Below are 19,340 nucleotides of genomic sequence, written 5' to 3' on the forward strand. Positions count from 1 at the left end.
AAAACCATCATCCCAATCCTCTATAACCGCTCAAACATGGCGCACCACGAACGGATTTGCTAAAATCAAACTATAGTGACTTCGAACTGAGGGGATAAATATGTCAAAACAGTTGTTCTATATTAAACAAGACCGAGAACTGCAACGTTTTACACTGCATGGCGTGACGTTAAACGATGTCACCGAGGCGTTATCACTCGCCCGCCCGATGATTATTTGTCGGACGGACATAAAAGGGATGCGACAGTCGTCCCGGACCCGGTTCCGCTATATCGAGGCGCACGAACTGTCGACGTTCTCGACCAAGTATTTAAATAACCAAACGAGTTTCACCGCCATCGACTTCCCTGACTATCATCTGCTTGAATCGTTATCGGACCACGAGATCGCTGAAATCTTATTCCTCAGTCACATGGAACGAGGCTTAAAAGGACCGTTCCTGAACTCGATTCAAAACGAGATTGCCTTCTTCAACGAATCGAACGATCGTCATAGCAGCCTGTACATAAGAGACTGGTCGACGATCTCGCATTTCTTGCAGAGCGTGTTGCAAAGCAAGCTCGACCGTGACATTCGCAATATCAGTTTCGTCCCGATCCCGCTCCCGGTCATCAATGAGATTTTGGCGCTGTCACCGCAAGGCTTGATCATTGATTTCGATCATACGAAACGGAGCCTCTTCAATCGCCAGGTGTCGATTGCCTTCTATGTCGCCGGACGTTACGAGGACATGTCGGTGCTCGAAGAGGACTTTGATGCGAAGAAAGAATCGATCGCATTGAAAGGACAATTGACGTATCGCCGACGGACGTGGGAGATTGAACGATTTTGAGTTCATCCATGCTATAATCTTTGTCGAACCTGATTCAATCAGGTTCTTTTTTGTTATCCCGCTCATACGGATTACGTTTCAAATCCCATTGCCAAGCGTCTGGGACACTATTTTTAAAAATTGATAACAAATTGTCTTAATTTTTCGTTAAATTAACTCTTTTCTTTTATCGAGAGGAGGGTATACTAGGAATAACCTTCTGGAGGAATGGAAGGCAATATAGAGAAAGCGAGGTGAAAATCTATTCATCACGCGGATGGATAGATACACGAGATGGAACAACTGAAAGTACAGGGAATGTCTTCGTTCACCAAGTTTGCGACGAATGGAAAAATGCTGAAACTAAAAGATGCAGTAGCCGGCGAGCAGCGGATTTCGCTTCAAGAAGCGACCGATATTCAAGTCTCGATGCTCGACGAGGACCATTCGCGCTTCACTATATTCGGTCAGTCACACCCACTTGTCGAACTGACCCTTCCTCACCACTCTTGTGAAGTGTTACATGCCTGGTTATTACACAAGTTAAAACGACAAAAAATCAAGTTGGCTTCGAACGCCTAAACAAACAAAGCGCGTTCCTCTTATGAGGACGCGCTTTGTTTGTTTTTTCGATAAATCGTCACGCCGCCGTGTTTCGCTTCACCGACGACTTCAAACAGCCAGCCCTTGTCGACCAAGAGCGAACGGACCGTCAAAAAATCGTCTCTCGGGACGATGAGTTCGTCGACCGTTCCATCGAGAAGTTCTTGAATCTTAGCTTCCCAGTCGTTCATTTCACTTCATCCCTCTCCGTTTATTGTCGGTTCGCCCAGGCGAACAGCCGCTCACCCGTCTGCATCACATCTCCCGGCTCGAAAACATCTTCCGGCACATGGGGATGTGACGCGATCGGCTCATCGATGGCGAGCACGACCGCTTCCCCGAGCGCCCGCTCTACATAGTCCGCTACAAATGCAAGCCGGTCAGCGTACGTTTTCGGTGCGGCAGCGTCGAGGGCGGCAGCATAGGCTGCATCGACTTCGTTGTCCTTCAATAAGACCTCTCCCGCTTCGAGAATGGCAAACGGCGGGACCGCGTCGACGTGAAACACCTCGTAGGCGCGATATGCCTCCTTATCACACGACAAGAGCGGTACGAAGCGCCGTTGTCCCGTCCACTTCTTTAGCTGGAACAACGTCCGCATCGCCGTGAACGATTTGGCGCCTGACGCATCCTTTTCGACCAAAATCGTCGGGGCATCGGCCGCGTCCGCTCGATGTTGGTCCATGAACAACCATGTTTCGACTTGTGAGACTAAAATCAATTTCGTTTCCTCCTTATCAGCTCCGACGCCGCCACGATGACGAGCGCGACGAGCCAGCCACCGATGACGTCACTGAAATAGTGTACGTTCAAGATGACCCGGCTGAACGAGACGGCGAGCACCATTGTGACAAGCAAGCCGAACCCGATCCAGTTTTTAGTGCGGCGATATAGCAAAATGGCAAGCATGCCATATAAGGCGAGTGACCCCGAGGCGTGGCCGCTCGGGAAACTATACGTCGTCGCGTCGAGCGCGACATCGATTGTCGGTCGATCGACCCCGAACACAAGTTTCAGGATTTGTGTCACGAGGAGCGTCGCGATAACGACGATTGGCAAACGGAACGCCTCAAAGCGATTCCCTCGCCATAAGAAATACAGCATGCCGATAAAGGATAGACCAATCAACACCTTCACACTGCCGAGCTCGGTCACATAGACGAACAAAGGTCCTGCGAGCGGTGCAAGCGAAGCGGTGACGAAGCGGTCGACCGGTACAACCCAACCTAAAACGACGACCACCGAGAAGAGAACGAATCCAATCGTCCCGGTGATCGCCAGCGCTTGTGAGCGAGAAGTCATCAATATAACCCTTTCCGTTCCCGCATCTCGTCTTCACCGAAATCAGTCATGTCACGCAGACGGTGTGCCAACCGACCCGAGGCGTTCGCTGCAATGGCACCGACGAGGTCATCCATGAACGTATGGACTTGGCCGTCATCCATTTTCGTGTCGAGCTGTTTGATGATGCCGATTTTCGCTTTGTCTAAGTATCCGAACGTCGTGACGGCAATCGAACCATATGTGTTGACGGCCCCGATCGCAATCGTCTCATCGACACCGAACAAGCCTTCATCCGACGCCACGATTGACAAGAGTGGCTCTGACAATTGCCCGCGCTCGGCGAGAATGTCGAGTTCCGACCCGACGAGAATCGCGTGTTGGAGCTCGCGTTTATCTAACACGGCCTCGACCGAGTCCATGCAGTCTTTCAATGACAAGTGTGGCGAATACGGTGCTTGCATTTGATAGACGATTTCGGCGATCGATTCGATCGATACGCCTCGTTCAATCAAGCGAGCCCGTGCCGCTTCGCGTACATCGCGTGAGTGTGGTACATGTTTCATCATAGATGCGGGAACATTCCCGCTACACATCCTTTCATCTCGAGAAGAAGCTCCTCGAAGTACTCATTGTCTATTATACTGAAAACTCGAAAAAAAGACTAAGCCCGCTTTGACTTCATTCAATAAATCGGTCATCATAAAAAAGTAGACCACTTTATAAAGGGGGAACTGGAATGAAGATTGGGGTAGTCTTATTTCCATCAAAACAAGTTCAAGACTTCGCCAACTCGTATCGTAAGCGATACGACACGAAGTATGCCTTGATCTCACCTCACGTGACGATCAAGGAACGCACTGAAATCGACGAGGCCGATTTGCCGAAAGTGCTCGAGTATCTCCAGCAAGTCGCTGACTCGACCAAACCGGTTCAATTGAAAATCGACGGGGTCCGCTCGTTCGCACCGACGAACAACGTCCTCTACTTAAAAGTATTGCCGACGCGCGAACTGTCAGCGCTCCACGACAAACTGCACGACGGTCTGCTCAAGCAACCTCCGAAATACGAGTTTCTGCCGCATATCACCATCGGTCAAGACTTGACCGATGCCGAGCTGTTCGACGTGCTCGAACGGATGCGGATGGAGCAGGTGCATTTCGAGGAGACGATCAATCGCATGGCCGTCATGTATGAGCTCGAAAACGAAACATGGAACGTCTATGAGACGTTCCGGTTCCGCGGATAAGATTACACGCTCCGGTCGACGAAACGACCGGGGCTGTTTTGTTGTTCGGCTTCAATCCATTCTTCTTGACGGGGCCGGATGCGTTGGACACGTTGAATTCGTGTGACCGGCTCGATGTTCGCCCGTTCTGTTGGTTGAACTTGGCGATTTCCATATTGGACGACTGTGAAATCAATCTGATAAGGACCCATGATCCAACCTCCTTCACAGGTCCTTACCCGAAATCGTTTCTTGATAATACAAAAAAGGGCGTATCGCTACGCCCTTCCCCATCTTTACAAAATGTGATACCCGCTGTCGACGTGGATGACTTCTCCTGTCACGCCGCTGCCCATGCTCGACAATAAGAACAGGCCGGTCGAGGCCACTTCTTCTACTGAGACGTTGCGGCGCAGTGGCGCTTTTTGCTCGAGTTCAGACAAGATGCTGTTAAAGTCACCGACGCCTTTAGCCGACAACGTCCGAATCGGGCCAGCCGAAATCGCATTGACGCGGACGCCGTGCGGTCCGTACTCGTTCGCCAAATACTTGACGCTCGAGTCGAGCGCAGCCTTGGCGACACCCATCAAGTTATAGTTCGGGACGACGCGCTCGCCGCCAAGGTATGTCATCGTGATGACCGATGCATCTTCTGCAAAGTACGGTTTAGCTGCTTTGACGACTGCCGTCAAGCTGTATGCCGAAATATCGAGTGCTTGCGCGAACTGACCGCGTGTCATCTCTGAGAATTCACCGCGGAGCGCTTCTTTGTCTGCGAACGCAATCGAGTGCGCAATCCCTTGAATCGGGCCTGCTTGCTCGTGAATCGCACGGAACGTCGTGTCGATGGCTTCATCGTTTGTGACGTCACACTCTAACAGTAAGGCTTCTCCGTTCAAGTCGGCTGCAAGCGACTCGAGTCCTGATTTGAAGCGTTCGCCTGCATACGTGAGCACGAGCTTCGCGCCTGCCGCGTCGAGCGTCTTCGCGATTCCCCAAGCGATTGAGCGTTTATTGGCGATTCCCATGACGACATACGTCTTATTCGTTAACGTTGGATAGATTGACATCGTAAACTCCCCTTTTTTAGTACCTGGTGATAATATCTGTTATCAGATTACAGAATGGTGTCTGTTTTGTCAACTAGCGCGTAACGTATTGCGATTTTTTTAACTTACGGTAAGATAAAATACGTAGAGAAAGGGTGAGACGACTTCATCATGAACCGCATTCAATCTTATTTTAAAAGTTTAGACACAACACTTTTGACAATCGTCTTCTTCTTGATGGTCATCAGTTTGGGTGCCATCTATACGGCCCAACCGATGTTGCCTACGCGATTGCAACATATTAACTTCGCCTTTGATCAAGGGATCCGTTATATCATCGGGTTCTTTGCCATGTTCGCCATCATGACCATCGAGTACGAACAGTTGCGAAAAATTCACTGGTATTTGTATGGCTTCGGGTTGTTGCTGCTAGCCGGTTTGATTCCGCTCCGGGATACGACGCTCGTTCCGAACATCAACGGGGCGTACGGATGGTATAACGTACCGGGCTTCAGTTTCCAGCCAGCCGAATTTATGAAGTTGTTCTTGCTCATTTCCATGGCGACAATCGTCTATGACCATAATAAACGCTACGGCTCGTCCCAACAGGACACGTGGCTGTTGATGAAATTGGTGTTCCTCGCCATCCCACCTCTCGCGCTGATTGTCACACAACCAGACTTGGGGACAGGGCTCGTGTTGATCACGATGCTCGGAGCGATCATCATCGTGTCAGGGATCGGGTGGAAGTGGTTGCTCGGATTGTTCAGCGCCGCAGCCTTGACGATCGGTGGGTTCATGTATTTGTTCTTCTCGCATTTCGAGTTGTTGCAAAGTTTCGTGCCGGGCCACGCCTTGAATCGATTCCAAGCTTGGATTTATCCGTATGAGTATTCCGATGACCTGGCGTTCCAGTTAATCAAATCGCTCCAAGCGATCGGATCTGGCCAAATGTTCGGGGCCGGTTATGGACAAGGGCTCGTCTATCTACCTGAGTCGCAAACCGACTTTATCTTCGCCGTCATCGCTGAACATTACGGTTTCATCGGGGCAGCAATCGTCATCATCGTCTTCTTCTTGTTCTTGTACCGGATGATTCATATCGCCCTTGAGGCGAGCAGTCCGTTCGGAAGCTACATCGTCACGGCCGTGATTGCCATGTTCACGTTCCAGATTTTCCAAAACATCGGGATGACGATCGGCGTCCTCCCAATCACCGGTCTGACATTGCCGTTCATCAGTTACGGCGGTACCGGGATTATCATGAACATGATCGCCATCGGGCTCGTCATGAACGTCGCCTCTAAATCAAAAACGTATATGTTCGACGACGACTAAACAATAGTCCCGCACTCATCCGAGCGCGGGACTATTGTTGTTACGGCATCAATTGGAAATCAGCCGGTGTAGCGGCTTGGATGATCAGTTGTTCGCCCGTCAGAGGATGATTAAACGCCGCCGAGGCGCTATGGAGCGCGTGACGGTCGAGCACGGTGTTGCCACCGTACATCGTATCCCCGAGTAACGGATGCCCGATATGGCGCAGATGAACCCGGATTTGATGCGTCCGGCCGGTCTCAAGGGAAATTGAAAGGGCCGTATACGCACCGTGCGGCTTCGCTTCGAGGATGTGTGTGACGGCGTGCTGTCCGTCCGCTGTCACGATTCGCTCCATGATCGAATCGGGCGCGCGGCCGATTGGAGCATCAATCGTCTGCGGTTCGAGCGGCCCTTCGACTAACGCGAGATACGTCCGCGACAAGCCGCCGCTCTGTTGCAACTCGCTGAAGCGATGATGCACGTACGCATATTTCGCGAACAGGACGACCCCGCTCGTGTCACGGTCGAGCCGGTTGATGACGTGAATCGCCGACTGCAATCCAATCTGTTTATAATAGCCGAGCACGGCGTTGGCGAGCGTGTCGTCGGGGTGAAGACGGGACGGAATCGTGGCGATGCCCGCCGGTTTGTCGACGGCGAGCAGATAATCGTCCTCAAATAGAATCGTCAGCGGCCGCTTGGAACGGACCATCGTCTCCGCGGGCTGTTCGACCGGGAAATGGACCGTCACCGCCTCCCCTGCTCGGATGTCATAACGGACGGTGCGCGGCTCGCCATCGACGAGGATGAGGCCGCCTTGTTTGATTTGGGTCAACATCTTTCGCGAGATGCCGCAGTCTGTCATTAAAAAGTCGCGCAACGGGACGGTTGTCTCCGCGACGCGACGCAATGTGAATCCGTACATCGGTTACTTCCCTTCTTCAATGAACGATTCGCGGACCCGTCGCCAAAACGGGAACGGCCGGAATCGGGCAAACGTCACTTTTTCTTTCGCGACCGCACAGCGGATCGAGCGGACGTTCGACCATGACAACGCTTCTTGATGATCGAATGCAAGTTCAAACTCGGTTTTCGTGTGCGGTGCAATCTTCACTTGATGATGTTTCGGCAATAAGAGCGGTGACCCGATCGTGCGGTATACCAAGTTATTGATGGACGCCATCTCTGTCACTTGAATCGCCTCGATCGACGGATGGACGATGGCGCCGCCGAGCGCCTTGTTATAGGCCGTCGAACCGGACGGCGTCGAGATGCACAAGCCGTCGCCTCGGAACGTCTCGAAGTAGTCGTCCCGAATCGACAAATCGCAGACGAGCGTGCGCTTATAGTTTTTAATCGTGCATTCGTTCATGGCGAGCTGCCGATCGGTCTTCCCGTCCTCATAATCGATGAGCACCTCGACGAGCGGGTACGACACCGGTTCGAACGACTCGCTCGTGATCATTTCCGTCAATTCATCGAGTTCGTCCGGTTGCCAGTCGGCGTAAAAGCCGAGATGGCCCGTATGGATTCCGACGAGCAACGTCTGATCGAGCCGATCGATATACTCGTGGAACGCCTGCAGCATCGTCCCGTCACCTCCGACCGAGACGACGATGCGTGGCTCTTTCGAGACCGAATGCCCCGCTTCGGTCAATTTGTTCGTCAACTCTTGCGCGATGTCAGCCGACCGCGCGTCTCCCCGTGCTACAATCGCAAACTGCATGCCGTTGCCCCCTAGTCTTGGTCCGCCTGGACGTTCATTTCTTTATCCCGGAACACTTGCTGTGCATCTTGAATCTCGACACGGAGTTGGCTCATCTCGGCGTCGAGCAAGAAAGCCGCTTCGGCCGCTCGCCGCAGCCGCTCCTGAACCTCGAGCGGCATATCCCCGTCGTATTTATAATTGAGTGAATGCTCAATCGTCGCCCAGAAGTTCATCGCCAGTGTCCGGACTTGCACCTCGACGAGTGTCGGGAACTCGCCATGAATCGTTTGGACAGGGTACTCGAGAATCAAATGGTACGAGCGATAGCCCGATTCTTTTTGATGCGTGATATAGTTGCGTTCTTCGACGATTTTAAAATCGGTCCGATGGTGGAGTAGTTCGAGGACGTGGACGATATCGTCCACGAATTGGCACATGATGCGGAGCCCGGCGATATCTTGCATCTCCGTCGACAATTTGTCAAAAGGAATTTGCTTTCGTTTCGCCTTCTCGAGGATGCTGCCGACCGGTTTCACCCTTCCGGTGACAAACTCGATGGGAGAATGATCATTTTGAGATTTATATTGCTTTCGAATCGCCTTGAATTTCACTTTCAACTCATCGACCGCGATTTGATACGGTACTAAATATTGATCCCAATCCATTGTTTGCATATGCTGTCACCACTTTCGTTCGTATCGGAAAGCCCTGCTTTTTCCGTATGTATCCGATTGTATGGTATCATAAACCAACAATTGTTCATAGAATGGAGCGATGATTTATGACCCAAGAAGTGGAAATTGAATTTAAATCGATGTTGACGAAAGACGAGTACGAGACGTTGCTCGCCGCCTACGACTTGACCGACAAAGTGAAATGGCAGGCCAACGACTATTTTGACACGCCGACGTTCGAACTGAAGAACCACGGTGCCGCCCTTCGCATCCGCGAGAAAAAGAACGGCCAAGTACTGACACTCAAGCAACCGCACGAGGTCGGCTTGCTCGAGACGCACGCCACCATCAACGAGGAAGAAGCCGAGAATTTATTTAAATACGGCATTATCCATGATGAGCAAATGACGGCTGCGCTGGCTCCCTTCGACTTATCTGGACCGCTCGAACACCTGGGCCGTCTCGAGACGAAACGGGCCGAACGAGAGACGCCGGACGGTCTGCTCGTCCTTGACGAAAGTCATTATTTGGAGATTGAAGACTATGAAATAGAATTTGAAGTGGCCGACGAAGCCGCAGGCAAAATCGCCTTTGAACAGCTCCTCCGCGAGCACGGCATCCCGCTCCGTCCCGCTAAAAATAAAATCGTTCGATTCATGGAAGAAAAGGTGCGTCGAAACCAAGGTTGAGCAGATACGTTGCCAACCTTTTTTTTTCGTTGCTACAATGAGCATACGATATATTTGATTTTTGTTTACGAGAGGAGGCGACACAATGGAACTAGAACAATGTAATGAGTCATCCTGTTCACTGGAAGAATCTCCTATCCAAGTAACCTATAAACCATTAGAGTTATTCTATTTCATGGATATTTCTGACCCAGATGGACTTCACGTGATGACGCTCATTAAAAAGCTCGAACTTGAATACGGTCACTTGATTCGTTTCCGTATGGTTTCGACGGTTCCTAGTTGTGTTGGCGGATGTCAAGAAGAGGTTCGCCTTCTCACGATGATTAAGGCTATGGAATTACAAGGGAAACGTCATGCGATGCGTTTCTTACGCCATCTGCATATCAACGATATCTTTTTGAAGGATGGCGCTAGCGACAGCGACTTGTGGGAAATTGCCCGCTCGTTCGTCGATTACGGGCTCGACATCGATGAGTTGGCGGCCGATATCCAATCCAATCAACTGCTCAGCGCGCTCGCTGTTGACCATGAGATTTTGAAAGATTGGGAAATCGAGTCACTTCCGGCTTTGACGTTCGTCACGCGTGACGAAGCGCTCAAAATCGAAGGATTGTACCCGTACGACGTCTATCAGGCCGTCATGGCCGAACTGCTCGGATACGTCCCATCCCGGGAGTCCGAGTGGGACGTCGAGAAAGTATTGGCGCGTTACGATGCCTCGACCATCACCGAGCTCGCGTTCATCTTGGAGCTCGAGAAGCCTGTCATCGAGAGAGAACTGAAAAAACTGTCACTCCAGCAACGATGCCGGCCTGTCCCAGGTTGCAGCGGACAAGCTTGGGCGACGAATAAATAACACAATAAAACCCACGGCCGGGGAGCCGTGGGTTTTTTGCGATGTTGTCCGCGGGGACGGAAAACATCACGACCCGAGTCTCTATACAGATCACAGGTTGGGAGAAAGTTTACGGTCAATAAAGGGGTTTGTGATTGATTTCACACTTATAATATACCGAGACGGGCGCACCGTGACAAGCACTTTGTTCATATTGTCACATAATGTTCACGCCCACATTCTCATTGGAACAATAACGTCTCCATCTCGTCGAGGACGGCCTCGAACTGATCGAGTGCTGCGAGCACCGGGGCTTTCGTCGTCATGTCGACGCCAGCCGCCTTCAACACCTCGATCGGATAGTCGCTCGAGCCGGCCTTCAAGAACTTGTCGATGTAACGACGGACAGCCGGTTCGCCTTCCTCCATGATTTGCTGCGACAACGCGGCCGACGCCGAGATACCTGTCGCATACTGGTAGACGTAGTAGTTGTAATAGAAGTGCGGGATGCGGGCCCACTCGAACGCGATCTCACCGTCGATGACGAGCTCGTCTCCGAAATAACGCTTGTTGAGCTCGAGATACGTCTCATTCAAGTACTCAGGTGTGAGTGAGACGCCTTCTTGGGCGGCCTTATGAATCATGTGCTCGAACTCGGCGAACATCGTCTGACGGAACAGCGTGCCCCGGAACGTTTCGAGTTGATTGTTCAACAGATAGAGTCGCTCCTGGCGGTCCGTGCGCGTCTTCAACAAGTAATCGTTCAAGAGAGCCTCGTTCGTCGTCGAAGCCACTTCGGCCACGAAAATCGAGTAGTCCCCGTACGGATACGGCTGAGTTGCCCGCGTATAATGGCTATGGACCGAATGACCGAACTCATGGGCGAGCGTGAACAAGTTGTTAACGTTGTCCTGCCAGTTCATCAAGATGAACGGTTGCGTGTCGTATGCGCCTGATGAATAGGCGCCGCTCCGTTTTCCGCGTGTCTCACGAACGTCGACCCAGCGTGAAGCGAGTCCGTCTTTGACGATTTGGACGTACTCATCCCCGAGCGGTGCGAGCCCTTCGACCATCAAGTCTTTCGCTTCGTCATACGGGATTTTCATATCCACGTCTTTAACGAGCGGTGTATACAAGTCATACATATGCAACTCGTCCACACCAAGCGCACGTTTCCGGAGCGCGACGTAACGGTGCAACAAATCGAGACGTTCGTTCACCGCCTCGACGAGTCCGTCGTATACAGACTCCGGGATGGCGTTGTGATGAAGCGCCGCTTGACGGGCACTCTCGAACTTACGGACCCTCGCATAGAAGTTGTCTTTCTTCACGCTACCCGACAACGTCGAAGCGAACGTGTTCAAGTATTGCTCGTACGTCCCATACATCGCCTTGAACGCGCCTTCGCGGACGCTGCGGTCACTCGATTCGAGGAACGTGATATAGCGACCATGCGTCAATTCGACGTCCTCGCCTTTTTCGTTCTTCACTTTCGGGAACTTCAAGTCGGCGTTGTTGAGCATGCCGAACGTCGAGCTCGACTGCCCGAGCACGTCACCGGCTTGGGCGAGAATCGCCTCTTCCGCTTCCGTCAACACGTGCGGACGTTCTTGCGCCAACTCGTCGAACGCGTGGCGATAGACGTTGAGTGACTCGTGCTCACTCATGAACGCCTCGATTTGGCTTTCGTCGATGGCGAGAAGCTCCGGCGTCATGAACGCGAGCTGAGCCGAAATTTGCGCGGCGAGTGAACCAGCACGGTCGTTCAATGCCTGATAATGGCTGTTCGACGTATCCTCGTCGTAGCGCATATGGGCGTATGTATACAGCTTATGCAATTGACGTGAAATGTCGTCACGCAGTTGAAGGCCGGCGAATAATGACGCAGCCGATTCTCCGAGTTTTCCTTTGAACTCGACCAAGGCCGGTACGCTTGCTTTTAACGCCTCAAAATCTTGTTCCCAAGCTTGATCGTCTGCATAAATCGTCTCTAAGTTCCACGTCTCCTCGACGGGGACTTGTTGTCGTGTAAGTACTTCTGACATATGTCCACTTCCTTTTCTTAGTTTGTATACGATTTCGCCATGAATCGCTGAAACCCTTGAAAGTATCGAAAATCGTGAAGCAACGCCGTGTCTAACGTCTTAGGCACGTGCCAATCGCGCACCGCCTCCGTCACATCGAATACGTTCAACAGTTGTCTCCATTGTACTTCAAACGCTTGCAGAAAGTCGCTTGTCGGGGTCACCTCGAGCTGGCGGCACGTCTTCTCGATGCTCCAGCTGACCGAATCTCCGGGGCGATCGCGCCGATTCAAGTAGAGCACCGTCTGGAACAGGAACGGATGGACATGAATGCCCCACAGTGACGGCAACGGCAAATAGCAGTAGCTCGGCAAGAGAGACGGCAACATCCCGAGCGGATATAGTCGGTTCAAGATGAGCCGGCGATACTGCGGCGTCGGATACGGCGGTGTCATCCGTCTCCGCCGAATGACTTGGGTCCAGCGCTGGGCGTCGAAGCTATAATACGCTGCGAACGGCGAGACATCGAATGAAGTCGCGACCTGCCATTGTCCGATGCCCGCTCGGATGGAGACTGGGAACCCGACGAAGCGATATAACGCGCCTCCGGTTGGGACGACCAGATGATGTCGTCGCGCCAGTTCGGCCCGCATCCATGGTTTGAATGTCGCCACGCTACCTGGTTCGAGCCCGCTCGCCAACCAGACGACGTCGAGTCCGTTGGCGTGATAATGGCTCGTCCGCTCGACGTAAGATTCGATGGAGAGCGAGGACGCCTGGATTTCCACGACGAGCCTTGTCTCGTCGCGTACTGCCACCAAATCGGCACGACGTGTGCCGATGACGACTTCTTGTTCGACAGCATATCCTCGTGCTTGGAGCCACTGCCGCACGCCCCATTTGTCTTCATGATGCCCGGTCGATTCGCCCCACCCGCACGGATGCACGTGGGCGAAATGGAGACGACGTTTCACTCCTTGTTTGACGATGACCCGTTCCCCGCATTCCGGACACGAAAAAGGGGCAAACGGTTCAATCCGCCCCCGACTCAACGTAAGGGCATCTACATACCCTCCTGTTCGACCGATGGCAAATCGCATTCCGCTTCCCCCTCATAATAGTGGTGAGAACATCCGAGCCAATGACTCGACGAGTTTGATGAAGTAGGACCGTTCCGAAAACGCCCGAATCTCCAACTCGTGTGATCCTTCGAAATCTTTATACAAATCTTGCTTGAGCTGATGGACCGAGTTCGTGTTATACAAGAGCGCGTTCACCTCGAAATTGAGATGGAAACTTCTGAAGTCCATGTTCGCCGTCCCAATCGTCGCCAGCCCATCGTCGACGACGATGACTTTCGAGTGCATGAACCCTTCCTCATACAAATAAATCTTGACCCCGGCACTGAGCAGCTCTTCGTAATACGATCGGCTCGCATAGAAGACGATTTTATGATCCGGATAGCTCGGCAGCACGATTCGGACATCGATTCCTGATAACGAGGCGGTCTTGAGCGCGCTCATGATGTCCTCGTCCGGAATCAAGTACGGGGACGAGATGTACACCGACTTCTTCGCCGCGTTGATTAACGCGAAATAAATCGATTTCATCGTCTCATACGGTTCATCCGGTCCACTTGCCACAATCTGCACGCCGCCGCTCGCGCTCCGCACCGTTTCGAGCGGCTCGAGATAGAACGGCGTGAATAGACGCTCGCCCGTCATGTAGTACCAGTCCTGTAAGAAGATGAGCTGAAGTTCCGACACCCCTTCCCCTCTGACGTATAGATGCGTGTCGCGCCAGAAACCGAACTTCGAATGCTCACCCAAATATTCGTCTCCGACATTCAATCCGCCCGTGAACGCTTCCGTCCCGTCGATGACGACAATCTTCCGGTGGTTCCGATAGTTCGTCTTACTCGAAACGAGCGGCAAGACGACCGGGAAGAACGCTTTGACGTGGACACCTGCTTGGCGCATCTCATCAAAGAACATTCCGCTCGTATGAATCGAACCGACCGCGTCATATAGAAAACGCACCTCGACCCCGGCCTTCGCCTTCTGAATCAAAATCCGTTGAATTTCCCGAGAAATACGATCTTCCCGGAAAATATAATACTCCAAGTGAATATGACGCGTCGCCCCTTTCAACGCAGGCAACAGCTTCGAGAACTTTTCTTGTCCGTTCGTCAACACTTGCGTATACGTGTTCGACGAGACGGGTAATTGATTCAGAGATGACGTCAAGTGGAGCAACTTCTCATAATCGTCATGGGAAAACATGAGCGACGGCGACAGCGTCATCGCCTTCTGTCGATAAGCGAGGTATGTCTCTTCGTCTAACATCGCCTTCTCTTTGAACATGCGCTTCCGGCGATAGTTCTGTCCGAACACGAAATAAGCGAACAGCCCGACGACCGGGAAGCCGAGCATGACGATGGCCCAAATGAGCGTCCGCTGCGGGTTTCGATTCTCGAGCAGGATGACGAGCAAGATGCTGAACGTCGTCAGAAAGACGAGCACCGAGAACAGCCCGATCACTTGTGAGCTCCAGTAATACGATAATACGGCAATGAGACCTGCGAGCAAAATCAGGGATAAAAGTACTTGTATGCGTCGCAACATATTATAAACTGACCTCGTTTCTGTCTTGTATTATCATAATTATACAACTTAACACCATCTTTTGAGGGGAGCGAACAAAATATGGGCACATTTTTGGTTACAGGAGCGACGAGCGGGATTGGGCGGGCCGTCGCCCTTCGTTTGGCAGAGGACGGACATGACGTCATCGGCATCGGCCGTGACGAGTCGCGAGGCGCCGCACTCGAGGACGCTTCATCCCGCATCACCTTCCTTACATGTGATTTAGCCGAATCCGAGCAAGTTGAAGCATTGATGGACCGCTTGAGTGCGGACAAGGTCGTCCTGGACGGATTGTTCAACAACGCCGCGACGTTCGGTCGGCCCGGGACACCGGAGCGGTTGCCGGCGACCGCGTTCGATGACGTGTTCGAGCTGAACGTGTTGGCCGTGAATCGACTCATCCAACGTGCCATTCCGCTGTTGGCGACGGGAGGGAGTGTCGTCAATAACGCCGCCATCGTCGGACACGTCAAATTCCCGCCGATGCTCGGTCCATACGCCGCCTCGAAAGCGGCCGTCATCGCCTTGACGAAGACGTTCGCCCATCGGATGAAAGGCAAAGTGCGCTTCAATGCGGTCTGTTTCGGTCCGGTCGATACGCCACTCAGTCATAAACTATATGGCGGCGAGGCCAAGTTCCAAGAGGCAATGACCCATCATTTCCGGGGACATGCCGCCAAACCGGAAGAAGTCGCACCGGTCGTCACGTTCCTGTTGAGTGAGGCGTCGAGCTATATTAATGGTCAAGCCATCACGGTCGACGGTGGTTATACGTTGTCCTAACCATCAAAAGGGAGGAGTCGCTCGCGACTTCTCCCTTTCACGTCTGTACTTTTCGGGCACGCAACATCTGATTCGTCAAAAACGCGCGTTCGCGCGGATGCAACTCCTCAACGTCGAGCGTCTCCTCGAAATAGTCGATGAACGTCTCGAACGTCTCCTCGTGTGAGGCATGTGCTTCCAATCGGGCGATTCGGATTGCCTCAAATACAGACGCCATCACAAAGATGTCATGGCTCGCATACGTCTTGATGGGCGTGAGCGCCTCGAACAACGTCGCCTCCATCGGTTTCCGTTTGGCGTGCCAGTCGCTCTTGTCATTGGAAAACAAGAAATCCCCTTCAGGCAGTCGGCTCAGTTCCCGCAAAATGTCACCGATGTAATGAATCGCGTGAATTGCCGTATTCGGATCGTTAATCCCCGGCGAGATGCCTTTCAACGCGATTTCGCTCAATTTCTCGACGACGAAGGCCGGGTCTTGAATCGAGGAGCGAATCTCCCCGATTTGGAACACGTCGACATCGAGTGCTTCTGCTCCGAGCCAATACCCGAGCAAGTCCCCTTTCGCCACAAAATCCCCGACGGCCACGACCGACTCGAAATCGACGTCGTGGCTCTCGTGTTTCTCGCTTGCGAACAGTTGGATGTAGCCGGTGCGCGGCGCATAGACGGCCTGGCCCTCGAACGTATGGACCGAACGCTTAGGAACGATGTGCACCTTGCCATCGTCCACCGCTTGCTGCTGCGTCTCAATGACGGACAACGCCTCGCGATGCAGAGCCGACAAGAGACGTTCGGCTTGAATCGAGACGCTAATCGTTTGGACGAACTTGACGAACGCCCAGACGGAACTGACGACGAGGAGTACGCTGACACCCGAGGCGAGCACGACGTCCTCATCCGACGTCCGAATCAAAAATAAGTTCGTGATGCCGTACACGGTCGTCATGATGAACAAGCCGAGCGTATGTTTCGACGCCGAGTTCGTCAAAAAGTTATTGATTGTGCGTGGTGAGAATTGAGACGAGTACGTCGTCAACACGACGAGAATCGTGGAGAAACTGAACGTCATCATCGTCATGAGACTCGTGAAGGACGACGACAGCACCGTCGCCGCCGAATCTTTGTCTAAATAGACGATCTCGGGCAACAACTCTCGAAAGAAGCTCCCGAAATATTGGGTGAGGAACGTCAATACGATCCCCCCGACCCCATATAAAAATGGGAGGAACCAAGCACTATCGGCCAACATCAACTGCAAACGTTTTAACATCACGACACCTCTTTTATGTATTCATTAGAAAAAAATCGCCTGTCCATATGAACAGGCGATTGGGGTTTAGAAATAGTGACGGACTTTAGCGAAGACATCCCCATCGAGGATAAGCTTGCCGTATTCTTCGAGCATCGCTAACGTCTGCGTGCTGAAGGTTAAATACTCGGCCAAGAGGCTCAAGACGTTCTCTTCTTCCTCTGGCTCCATCTCTTCCGGGAAATCAATCCACAAGTAATACTTCTGATTGTAATGGAACAGTTTGAGGTCGACGTTGCTCAACGTCTCTCCCGCCCGTTTACTGAGCGAGATGATGGCCTCAAAGTCGTCAGTTTCCATAGCCAGCGGAGCCCACGCCTCCTGCTCGGTTTCTTCATCGAGTTCACTCAATTGATCGAGCACCGACTGTTGATCGCGTGCCTCATCGATTGCCGAGCGTAGGAGGGATCCGAGCTCAGAATCGTCTTCGGCGTCAATCACGTTTTTCGCGATCGTCACGGTCACTTCGAGTCCTTTTTCAAAAGCTTGTACTTGTATCCATAGTGGACCATCAAACGAGATATCCTCTCGTTCGTGCGCTTCGTCCATCATCTGCCAGAACAGCTGCTCACCACGTTCTCGGTTATACCAGATTTCATCACGAGCGAAACCACGTTTTTCGATATCGACATACGTAATGAAAAATTTGACGGTATTATCATTGATGCGCTCAATTTTCACGATTGTCCACTCCCTTCTCACCTCACTCCTACTTCAATAATTAAGGAGGAGAGGGGAAATTGTCTTGTTATCATAGTACCCTTTTTTTAACGTGTCAATCTATTGATGATGGGGTTGTTACTATTATTTTATCGGAAAAACGGAATAATAAAAAGCACACTGCTTAGACAGTATGCTTCCTCACTCGTTGACGAGTCGTTGCGCTTCTTGAAGTTGGAACGTGCGGACCTTGCGCGGCAAGAATCGACGAATCTCATCTTCGTTGTACCCGACTTGAAGACGTTTTTCATCAATCAAGATTGGACGGCGAAGCAGTCCTGGATACTCTTGAATCAAATCGTACAGTTGTTGAAGCGAAAGCGCATCGACCGAAACGTCGATTTTAGAGAAAACTTTAGACCGGGTCGAGATGATCTCATCCGTCCCGTCCTCTGTCATGCGTAAGATTTGTTTGATCTCATTAAGTGAGAGTGGTTCTGAAAATATATTTCGTTCCGTAAATGGGATATCATGCTCTTCAAGCCAAGCCCGTGCTTTTCGGCACGATGTGCAGCTCGGAGACGTGTAAAGTGTGACCATTTTCGTTCCTCCCTGATCAAATGTTCGTTCATCTTTTTCAAGTGACTCTATTTGTATACCCAAAAAATCGTTCACTTAATTATAATAATTCTTATGAATTGAAACTTCAATGATATTCTTTCTCATTGAGGTAAGAAAAGAGGACGCATTCTCGAGAATGCGACCCTTGATCGACCGTTCTAGGACGCCGGCATTCGAGAAACCGGTTGTGAGACCGTCTCTTTGCCTGGCTTCACTTGTAAGTCTTTCAATTTCTTCTTGAGGACTTCCTTGAGAAGTTTCTTTTTCTGTTCCAATACTTTGTTACGTTCTTTCATGGTCTCTCACCCCCAACGCCAAAAGGACCGGACCGACCGTTACTGAATCTGAAAATCTTGAACTTGCACTAATCTACAATTAAATTATAGCACATTCTTATGAAAATAGTTGAACAATCTCCAAGTTTCTCATCATTTCACACGTTCCAAATTTGCTTTTCCTATCCAATTCCCGTATAGTTAATAGAAATAACCTTAGAAATCACCAAGGAGGAGAGCGATGATGAGAATTACGTTAGAGACGATTATGCAGCATCCGGTCACCCAAAAATACTTGACCCGTTCTGGATTAAAACACGCCGTTGATGTGTGTGAACGCGCTCTCGAATTGGCGACGCGACGAGGCCTCGATACAGATTTGGCGACGAAAGCCGCCCTACTCCATGACATCGGTCATTATGAATGGTACACCGAAGGGAAATGGAATTATGATTTGTATCGTCAAAACGATATCCACGCGATTAAAGGAGCCGAACGTGCCCACAAGCTGTTGATTCGTCTCGGTGAAGACCCGGCCCGTGCCAAGGAAGTCTCAGTGATGATTTTGCTTCATACCGATTCATATCTGCCGCCGAGCCGGATTCAACGGACACCGCTCCAACAGCTTGTTCACGATGCGGATACGTACGTCGAACAACCTGGCGGACTGCACCACTATGAGACGATGGACATCGAAGACGCCCTGGCCCGTGTCCGCTTGATTGACTCGGTCGTCGAACGGCTCTCGAACCTGCCACGCATCTCAAACGCCTGACACCGTCATCATGGACGGTGTTTTTTGTACGAAAAAAAGTCCCGAAT

Annotated in this window: 24 protein-coding genes; 8 read left to right on the forward strand and 16 right to left on the reverse strand. The window is 51.6% G+C overall.

Annotated features, from left to right (window positions below; translation table 11 throughout):
• Nucleotides 1-100 precede the first annotated feature (100 nt).
• Both KNP83_RS08740 and KNP83_RS08745 read left to right on the forward strand, forming a co-directional pair.
• Nucleotides 101-832 carry a hypothetical protein gene (locus KNP83_RS08740; protein ID WP_214762127.1) on the forward strand — a complete coding sequence of 244 codons (732 nt, stop codon included), beginning with the start codon at nucleotides 101-103 and terminating at the stop codon, nucleotides 830-832.
• A gap of 273 nt (nucleotides 833-1,105) precedes the next feature.
• Complete coding sequence (locus KNP83_RS08745; protein WP_029595769.1) at nucleotides 1,106-1,393, forward strand: FHA domain-containing protein; 288 nt, start codon at nucleotides 1,106-1,108, stop codon at nucleotides 1,391-1,393.
• Between the two features lie 20 nt (nucleotides 1,394-1,413).
• Here KNP83_RS08745 and KNP83_RS08750 read toward each other — a convergent pair whose 3' ends face one another.
• From KNP83_RS08750 to KNP83_RS08765, 4 genes are read right to left on the reverse strand one after another with little or no spacing between them, the layout of a single operon-like run.
• Entirely contained in the window at nucleotides 1,414-1,605 is a 192-nt protein-coding gene (locus KNP83_RS08750) for a hypothetical protein (RefSeq protein WP_214762128.1), read from the reverse strand.
• Nucleotides 1,606-1,625: 20 nt separating this feature from the next.
• A complete protein-coding gene (locus KNP83_RS08755; protein WP_214762129.1) occupies nucleotides 1,626-2,135 on the reverse strand; it encodes a hypothetical protein in 510 nt (169 codons plus the stop codon).
• Nucleotides 2,132-2,716: a phosphatase PAP2 family protein gene (locus KNP83_RS08760; protein ID WP_214762130.1), complete on the reverse strand. Its 585-nt coding sequence runs from the start codon at nucleotides 2,714-2,716 to the stop codon at nucleotides 2,132-2,134. Before KNP83_RS08760 ends, KNP83_RS08755 begins: the two co-directional genes overlap by 4 nt.
• Nucleotides 2,716-3,261, reverse strand: coding sequence for a phosphatidylglycerophosphatase A family protein (locus KNP83_RS08765; RefSeq protein WP_214762403.1), 546 nt, complete (start codon nucleotides 3,259-3,261; stop codon nucleotides 2,716-2,718). Before KNP83_RS08765 ends, KNP83_RS08760 begins: the two co-directional genes overlap by 1 nt.
• Before the next feature lie 173 nt (nucleotides 3,262-3,434).
• Here KNP83_RS08765 and KNP83_RS08770 point away from each other — a divergent pair, with 173 nt between their 5' ends.
• Nucleotides 3,435-3,944, forward strand: a complete 510-nt coding sequence (locus tag KNP83_RS08770; RefSeq protein WP_021066965.1) for a YjcG family protein — start codon at nucleotides 3,435-3,437, stop codon at nucleotides 3,942-3,944.
• Nucleotides 3,945-3,946: 2 nt separating this feature from the next.
• On the opposite strand, the gene KNP83_RS08775 is transcribed toward KNP83_RS08770, so the two are convergent.
• Both KNP83_RS08775 and fabI read right to left on the reverse strand, forming a co-directional pair.
• Nucleotides 3,947-4,135 carry a hypothetical protein gene (locus KNP83_RS08775; RefSeq protein WP_214762131.1) on the reverse strand — a complete coding sequence of 63 codons (189 nt, stop codon included), beginning with the start codon at nucleotides 4,133-4,135 and terminating at the stop codon, nucleotides 3,947-3,949.
• An 84-nt stretch (nucleotides 4,136-4,219) separates the two neighbouring features.
• Nucleotides 4,220-4,993 carry an enoyl-ACP reductase FabI gene (gene fabI / locus KNP83_RS08780; protein WP_214762132.1) on the reverse strand — a complete coding sequence of 258 codons (774 nt, stop codon included), beginning with the start codon at nucleotides 4,991-4,993 and terminating at the stop codon, nucleotides 4,220-4,222.
• A 150-nt stretch (nucleotides 4,994-5,143) separates the two neighbouring features.
• Here fabI and KNP83_RS08785 point away from each other — a divergent pair, with 150 nt between their 5' ends.
• Entirely contained in the window at nucleotides 5,144-6,310 is a 1,167-nt protein-coding gene (locus KNP83_RS08785; RefSeq protein WP_214762133.1) for an FtsW/RodA/SpoVE family cell cycle protein, read from the forward strand.
• 40 nt (nucleotides 6,311-6,350) lie between these two features.
• Here the strand turns inward: KNP83_RS08785 and KNP83_RS08790 are convergent, their stop codons facing one another.
• The 3 genes from KNP83_RS08790 to yjbM are packed head-to-tail and all read right to left on the reverse strand — an operon-like array spanning nucleotide 6,351 to nucleotide 8,674.
• A complete protein-coding gene (locus KNP83_RS08790) occupies nucleotides 6,351-7,217 on the reverse strand; it encodes an RluA family pseudouridine synthase (RefSeq protein ID WP_214762134.1) in 867 nt (288 codons plus the stop codon).
• A 3-nt stretch (nucleotides 7,218-7,220) separates the two neighbouring features.
• Nucleotides 7,221-8,018: an NAD kinase gene (locus KNP83_RS08795; RefSeq protein ID WP_214762135.1), complete on the reverse strand. Its 798-nt coding sequence runs from the start codon at nucleotides 8,016-8,018 to the stop codon at nucleotides 7,221-7,223.
• An 11-nt stretch (nucleotides 8,019-8,029) separates the two neighbouring features.
• Complete coding sequence (gene yjbM, locus KNP83_RS08800; protein ID WP_214762136.1) at nucleotides 8,030-8,674, reverse strand: GTP diphosphokinase; 645 nt, start codon at nucleotides 8,672-8,674, stop codon at nucleotides 8,030-8,032.
• Nucleotides 8,675-8,781: 107 nt separating this feature from the next.
• Between yjbM and KNP83_RS08805 the strand changes: the two genes are divergently transcribed.
• Both KNP83_RS08805 and KNP83_RS08810 read left to right on the forward strand, forming a co-directional pair.
• Nucleotides 8,782-9,363, forward strand: coding sequence for a CYTH domain-containing protein (locus tag KNP83_RS08805; RefSeq protein WP_214762137.1), 582 nt, complete (start codon nucleotides 8,782-8,784; stop codon nucleotides 9,361-9,363).
• A gap of 322 nt (nucleotides 9,364-9,685) precedes the next feature.
• Nucleotides 9,686-10,222, forward strand: a complete 537-nt coding sequence (locus KNP83_RS08810) for a DsbA family protein (RefSeq protein WP_251139290.1) — start codon at nucleotides 9,686-9,688, stop codon at nucleotides 10,220-10,222.
• Nucleotides 10,223-10,443: 221 nt separating this feature from the next.
• Here the strand turns inward: KNP83_RS08810 and pepF are convergent, their stop codons facing one another.
• From pepF to cls, 3 genes are read right to left on the reverse strand one after another with little or no spacing between them, the layout of a single operon-like run.
• A complete protein-coding gene (gene pepF / locus KNP83_RS08815) occupies nucleotides 10,444-12,246 on the reverse strand; it encodes an oligoendopeptidase F (RefSeq protein WP_214762139.1) in 1,803 nt (600 codons plus the stop codon).
• 17 nt (nucleotides 12,247-12,263) lie between these two features.
• Nucleotides 12,264-13,325, reverse strand: a complete 1,062-nt coding sequence (locus tag KNP83_RS08820) for a competence protein CoiA (protein ID WP_214762140.1) — start codon at nucleotides 13,323-13,325, stop codon at nucleotides 12,264-12,266.
• Nucleotides 13,326-13,337: 12 nt separating this feature from the next.
• The gene (gene cls, locus KNP83_RS08825; RefSeq protein WP_214762141.1) at nucleotides 13,338-14,849 is read right to left on the reverse strand and encodes a cardiolipin synthase; all 1,512 of its coding nucleotides are present in this window, start codon (nucleotides 14,847-14,849) and stop codon (nucleotides 13,338-13,340) included.
• Nucleotides 14,850-14,930: 81 nt separating this feature from the next.
• On the opposite strand from cls, the gene KNP83_RS08830 reads away from it, so the two are divergent.
• Entirely contained in the window at nucleotides 14,931-15,653 is a 723-nt protein-coding gene (locus tag KNP83_RS08830; RefSeq protein WP_214762142.1) for an SDR family NAD(P)-dependent oxidoreductase, read from the forward strand.
• Between the two features lie 37 nt (nucleotides 15,654-15,690).
• On the opposite strand, the gene KNP83_RS08835 is transcribed toward KNP83_RS08830, so the two are convergent.
• From KNP83_RS08835 to KNP83_RS08850, 4 genes are all read right to left on the reverse strand, one after another.
• A complete protein-coding gene (locus tag KNP83_RS08835) occupies nucleotides 15,691-16,923 on the reverse strand; it encodes a DUF2254 domain-containing protein (RefSeq protein ID WP_214762143.1) in 1,233 nt (410 codons plus the stop codon).
• A 66-nt stretch (nucleotides 16,924-16,989) separates the two neighbouring features.
• Nucleotides 16,990-17,643, reverse strand: coding sequence for an adaptor protein MecA (gene mecA, locus KNP83_RS08840; RefSeq protein ID WP_214762144.1), 654 nt, complete (start codon nucleotides 17,641-17,643; stop codon nucleotides 16,990-16,992).
• Nucleotides 17,644-17,823: 180 nt separating this feature from the next.
• On the reverse strand, nucleotides 17,824-18,222 hold the full coding sequence (gene spxA, locus KNP83_RS08845) for a transcriptional regulator SpxA (RefSeq protein ID WP_015881217.1): 399 nt from the start codon (nucleotides 18,220-18,222) through the stop codon (nucleotides 17,824-17,826).
• A gap of 179 nt (nucleotides 18,223-18,401) precedes the next feature.
• Nucleotides 18,402-18,539, reverse strand: coding sequence for a hypothetical protein (locus KNP83_RS08850; RefSeq protein ID WP_198922699.1), 138 nt, complete (start codon nucleotides 18,537-18,539; stop codon nucleotides 18,402-18,404).
• A 220-nt stretch (nucleotides 18,540-18,759) separates the two neighbouring features.
• Between KNP83_RS08850 and KNP83_RS08855 the strand changes: the two genes are divergently transcribed.
• Nucleotides 18,760-19,293: an HD domain-containing protein gene (locus tag KNP83_RS08855; protein WP_214762145.1), complete on the forward strand. Its 534-nt coding sequence runs from the start codon at nucleotides 18,760-18,762 to the stop codon at nucleotides 19,291-19,293.
• Nucleotides 19,294-19,340 lie beyond the last annotated feature (47 nt).

The sequence above is a fragment of the Exiguobacterium sp. s146 genome (assembly GCF_018618415.1).
In the GTDB taxonomy this organism is placed as follows: domain Bacteria; phylum Bacillota; class Bacilli; order Exiguobacteriales; family Exiguobacteriaceae; genus Exiguobacterium.

Coding starts and splice junctions, on each gene's coding strand:
- KNP83_RS08740 (WP_214762127.1), top strand. CDS start 101: ATGTCAAAACAGTTGTTCTATATTAAACAAGACCGAGAACTGCAACGT.
- KNP83_RS08745 (WP_029595769.1), top strand. CDS start 1,106: ATGGAACAACTGAAAGTACAGGGAATGTCTTCGTTCACCAAGTTTGCG.
- KNP83_RS08750 (WP_214762128.1), bottom strand. CDS start 1,605: ATGAACGACTGGGAAGCTAAGATTCAAGAACTTCTCGATGGAACGGTC.
- KNP83_RS08760 (WP_214762130.1), bottom strand. CDS start 2,716: ATGACTTCTCGCTCACAAGCGCTGGCGATCACCGGGACGATTGGATTC.
- KNP83_RS08765 (WP_214762403.1), bottom strand. CDS start 3,261: ATGAAACATGTACCACACTCACGCGATGTACGCGAAGCGGCACGGGCT.
- KNP83_RS08770 (WP_021066965.1), top strand. CDS start 3,435: ATGAAGATTGGGGTAGTCTTATTTCCATCAAAACAAGTTCAAGACTTC.
- KNP83_RS08775 (WP_214762131.1), bottom strand. CDS start 4,135: ATGGGTCCTTATCAGATTGATTTCACAGTCGTCCAATATGGAAATCGC.
- fabI (WP_214762132.1), bottom strand. CDS start 4,993: ATGTCAATCTATCCAACGTTAACGAATAAGACGTATGTCGTCATGGGA.
- KNP83_RS08785 (WP_214762133.1), top strand. CDS start 5,144: ATGAACCGCATTCAATCTTATTTTAAAAGTTTAGACACAACACTTTTG.
- KNP83_RS08790 (WP_214762134.1), bottom strand. CDS start 7,217: ATGTACGGATTCACATTGCGTCGCGTCGCGGAGACAACCGTCCCGTTG.
- KNP83_RS08795 (WP_214762135.1), bottom strand. CDS start 8,018: ATGCAGTTTGCGATTGTAGCACGGGGAGACGCGCGGTCGGCTGACATC.
- yjbM (WP_214762136.1), bottom strand. CDS start 8,674: ATGCAAACAATGGATTGGGATCAATATTTAGTACCGTATCAAATCGCG.
- KNP83_RS08805 (WP_214762137.1), top strand. CDS start 8,782: ATGACCCAAGAAGTGGAAATTGAATTTAAATCGATGTTGACGAAAGAC.
- KNP83_RS08810 (WP_251139290.1), top strand. CDS start 9,686: ATGATTAAGGCTATGGAATTACAAGGGAAACGTCATGCGATGCGTTTC.
- pepF (WP_214762139.1), bottom strand. CDS start 12,246: ATGTCAGAAGTACTTACACGACAACAAGTCCCCGTCGAGGAGACGTGG.
- KNP83_RS08820 (WP_214762140.1), bottom strand. CDS start 13,325: ATGCGATTTGCCATCGGTCGAACAGGAGGGTATGTAGATGCCCTTACG.
- cls (WP_214762141.1), bottom strand. CDS start 14,849: ATGTTGCGACGCATACAAGTACTTTTATCCCTGATTTTGCTCGCAGGT.
- KNP83_RS08830 (WP_214762142.1), top strand. CDS start 14,931: ATGGGCACATTTTTGGTTACAGGAGCGACGAGCGGGATTGGGCGGGCC.
- KNP83_RS08835 (WP_214762143.1), bottom strand. CDS start 16,923: ATGTTAAAACGTTTGCAGTTGATGTTGGCCGATAGTGCTTGGTTCCTC.
- spxA (WP_015881217.1), bottom strand. CDS start 18,222: ATGGTCACACTTTACACGTCTCCGAGCTGCACATCGTGCCGAAAAGCA.
- KNP83_RS08850 (WP_198922699.1), bottom strand. CDS start 18,539: ATGAAAGAACGTAACAAAGTATTGGAACAGAAAAAGAAACTTCTCAAG.
- KNP83_RS08855 (WP_214762145.1), top strand. CDS start 18,760: ATGATGAGAATTACGTTAGAGACGATTATGCAGCATCCGGTCACCCAA.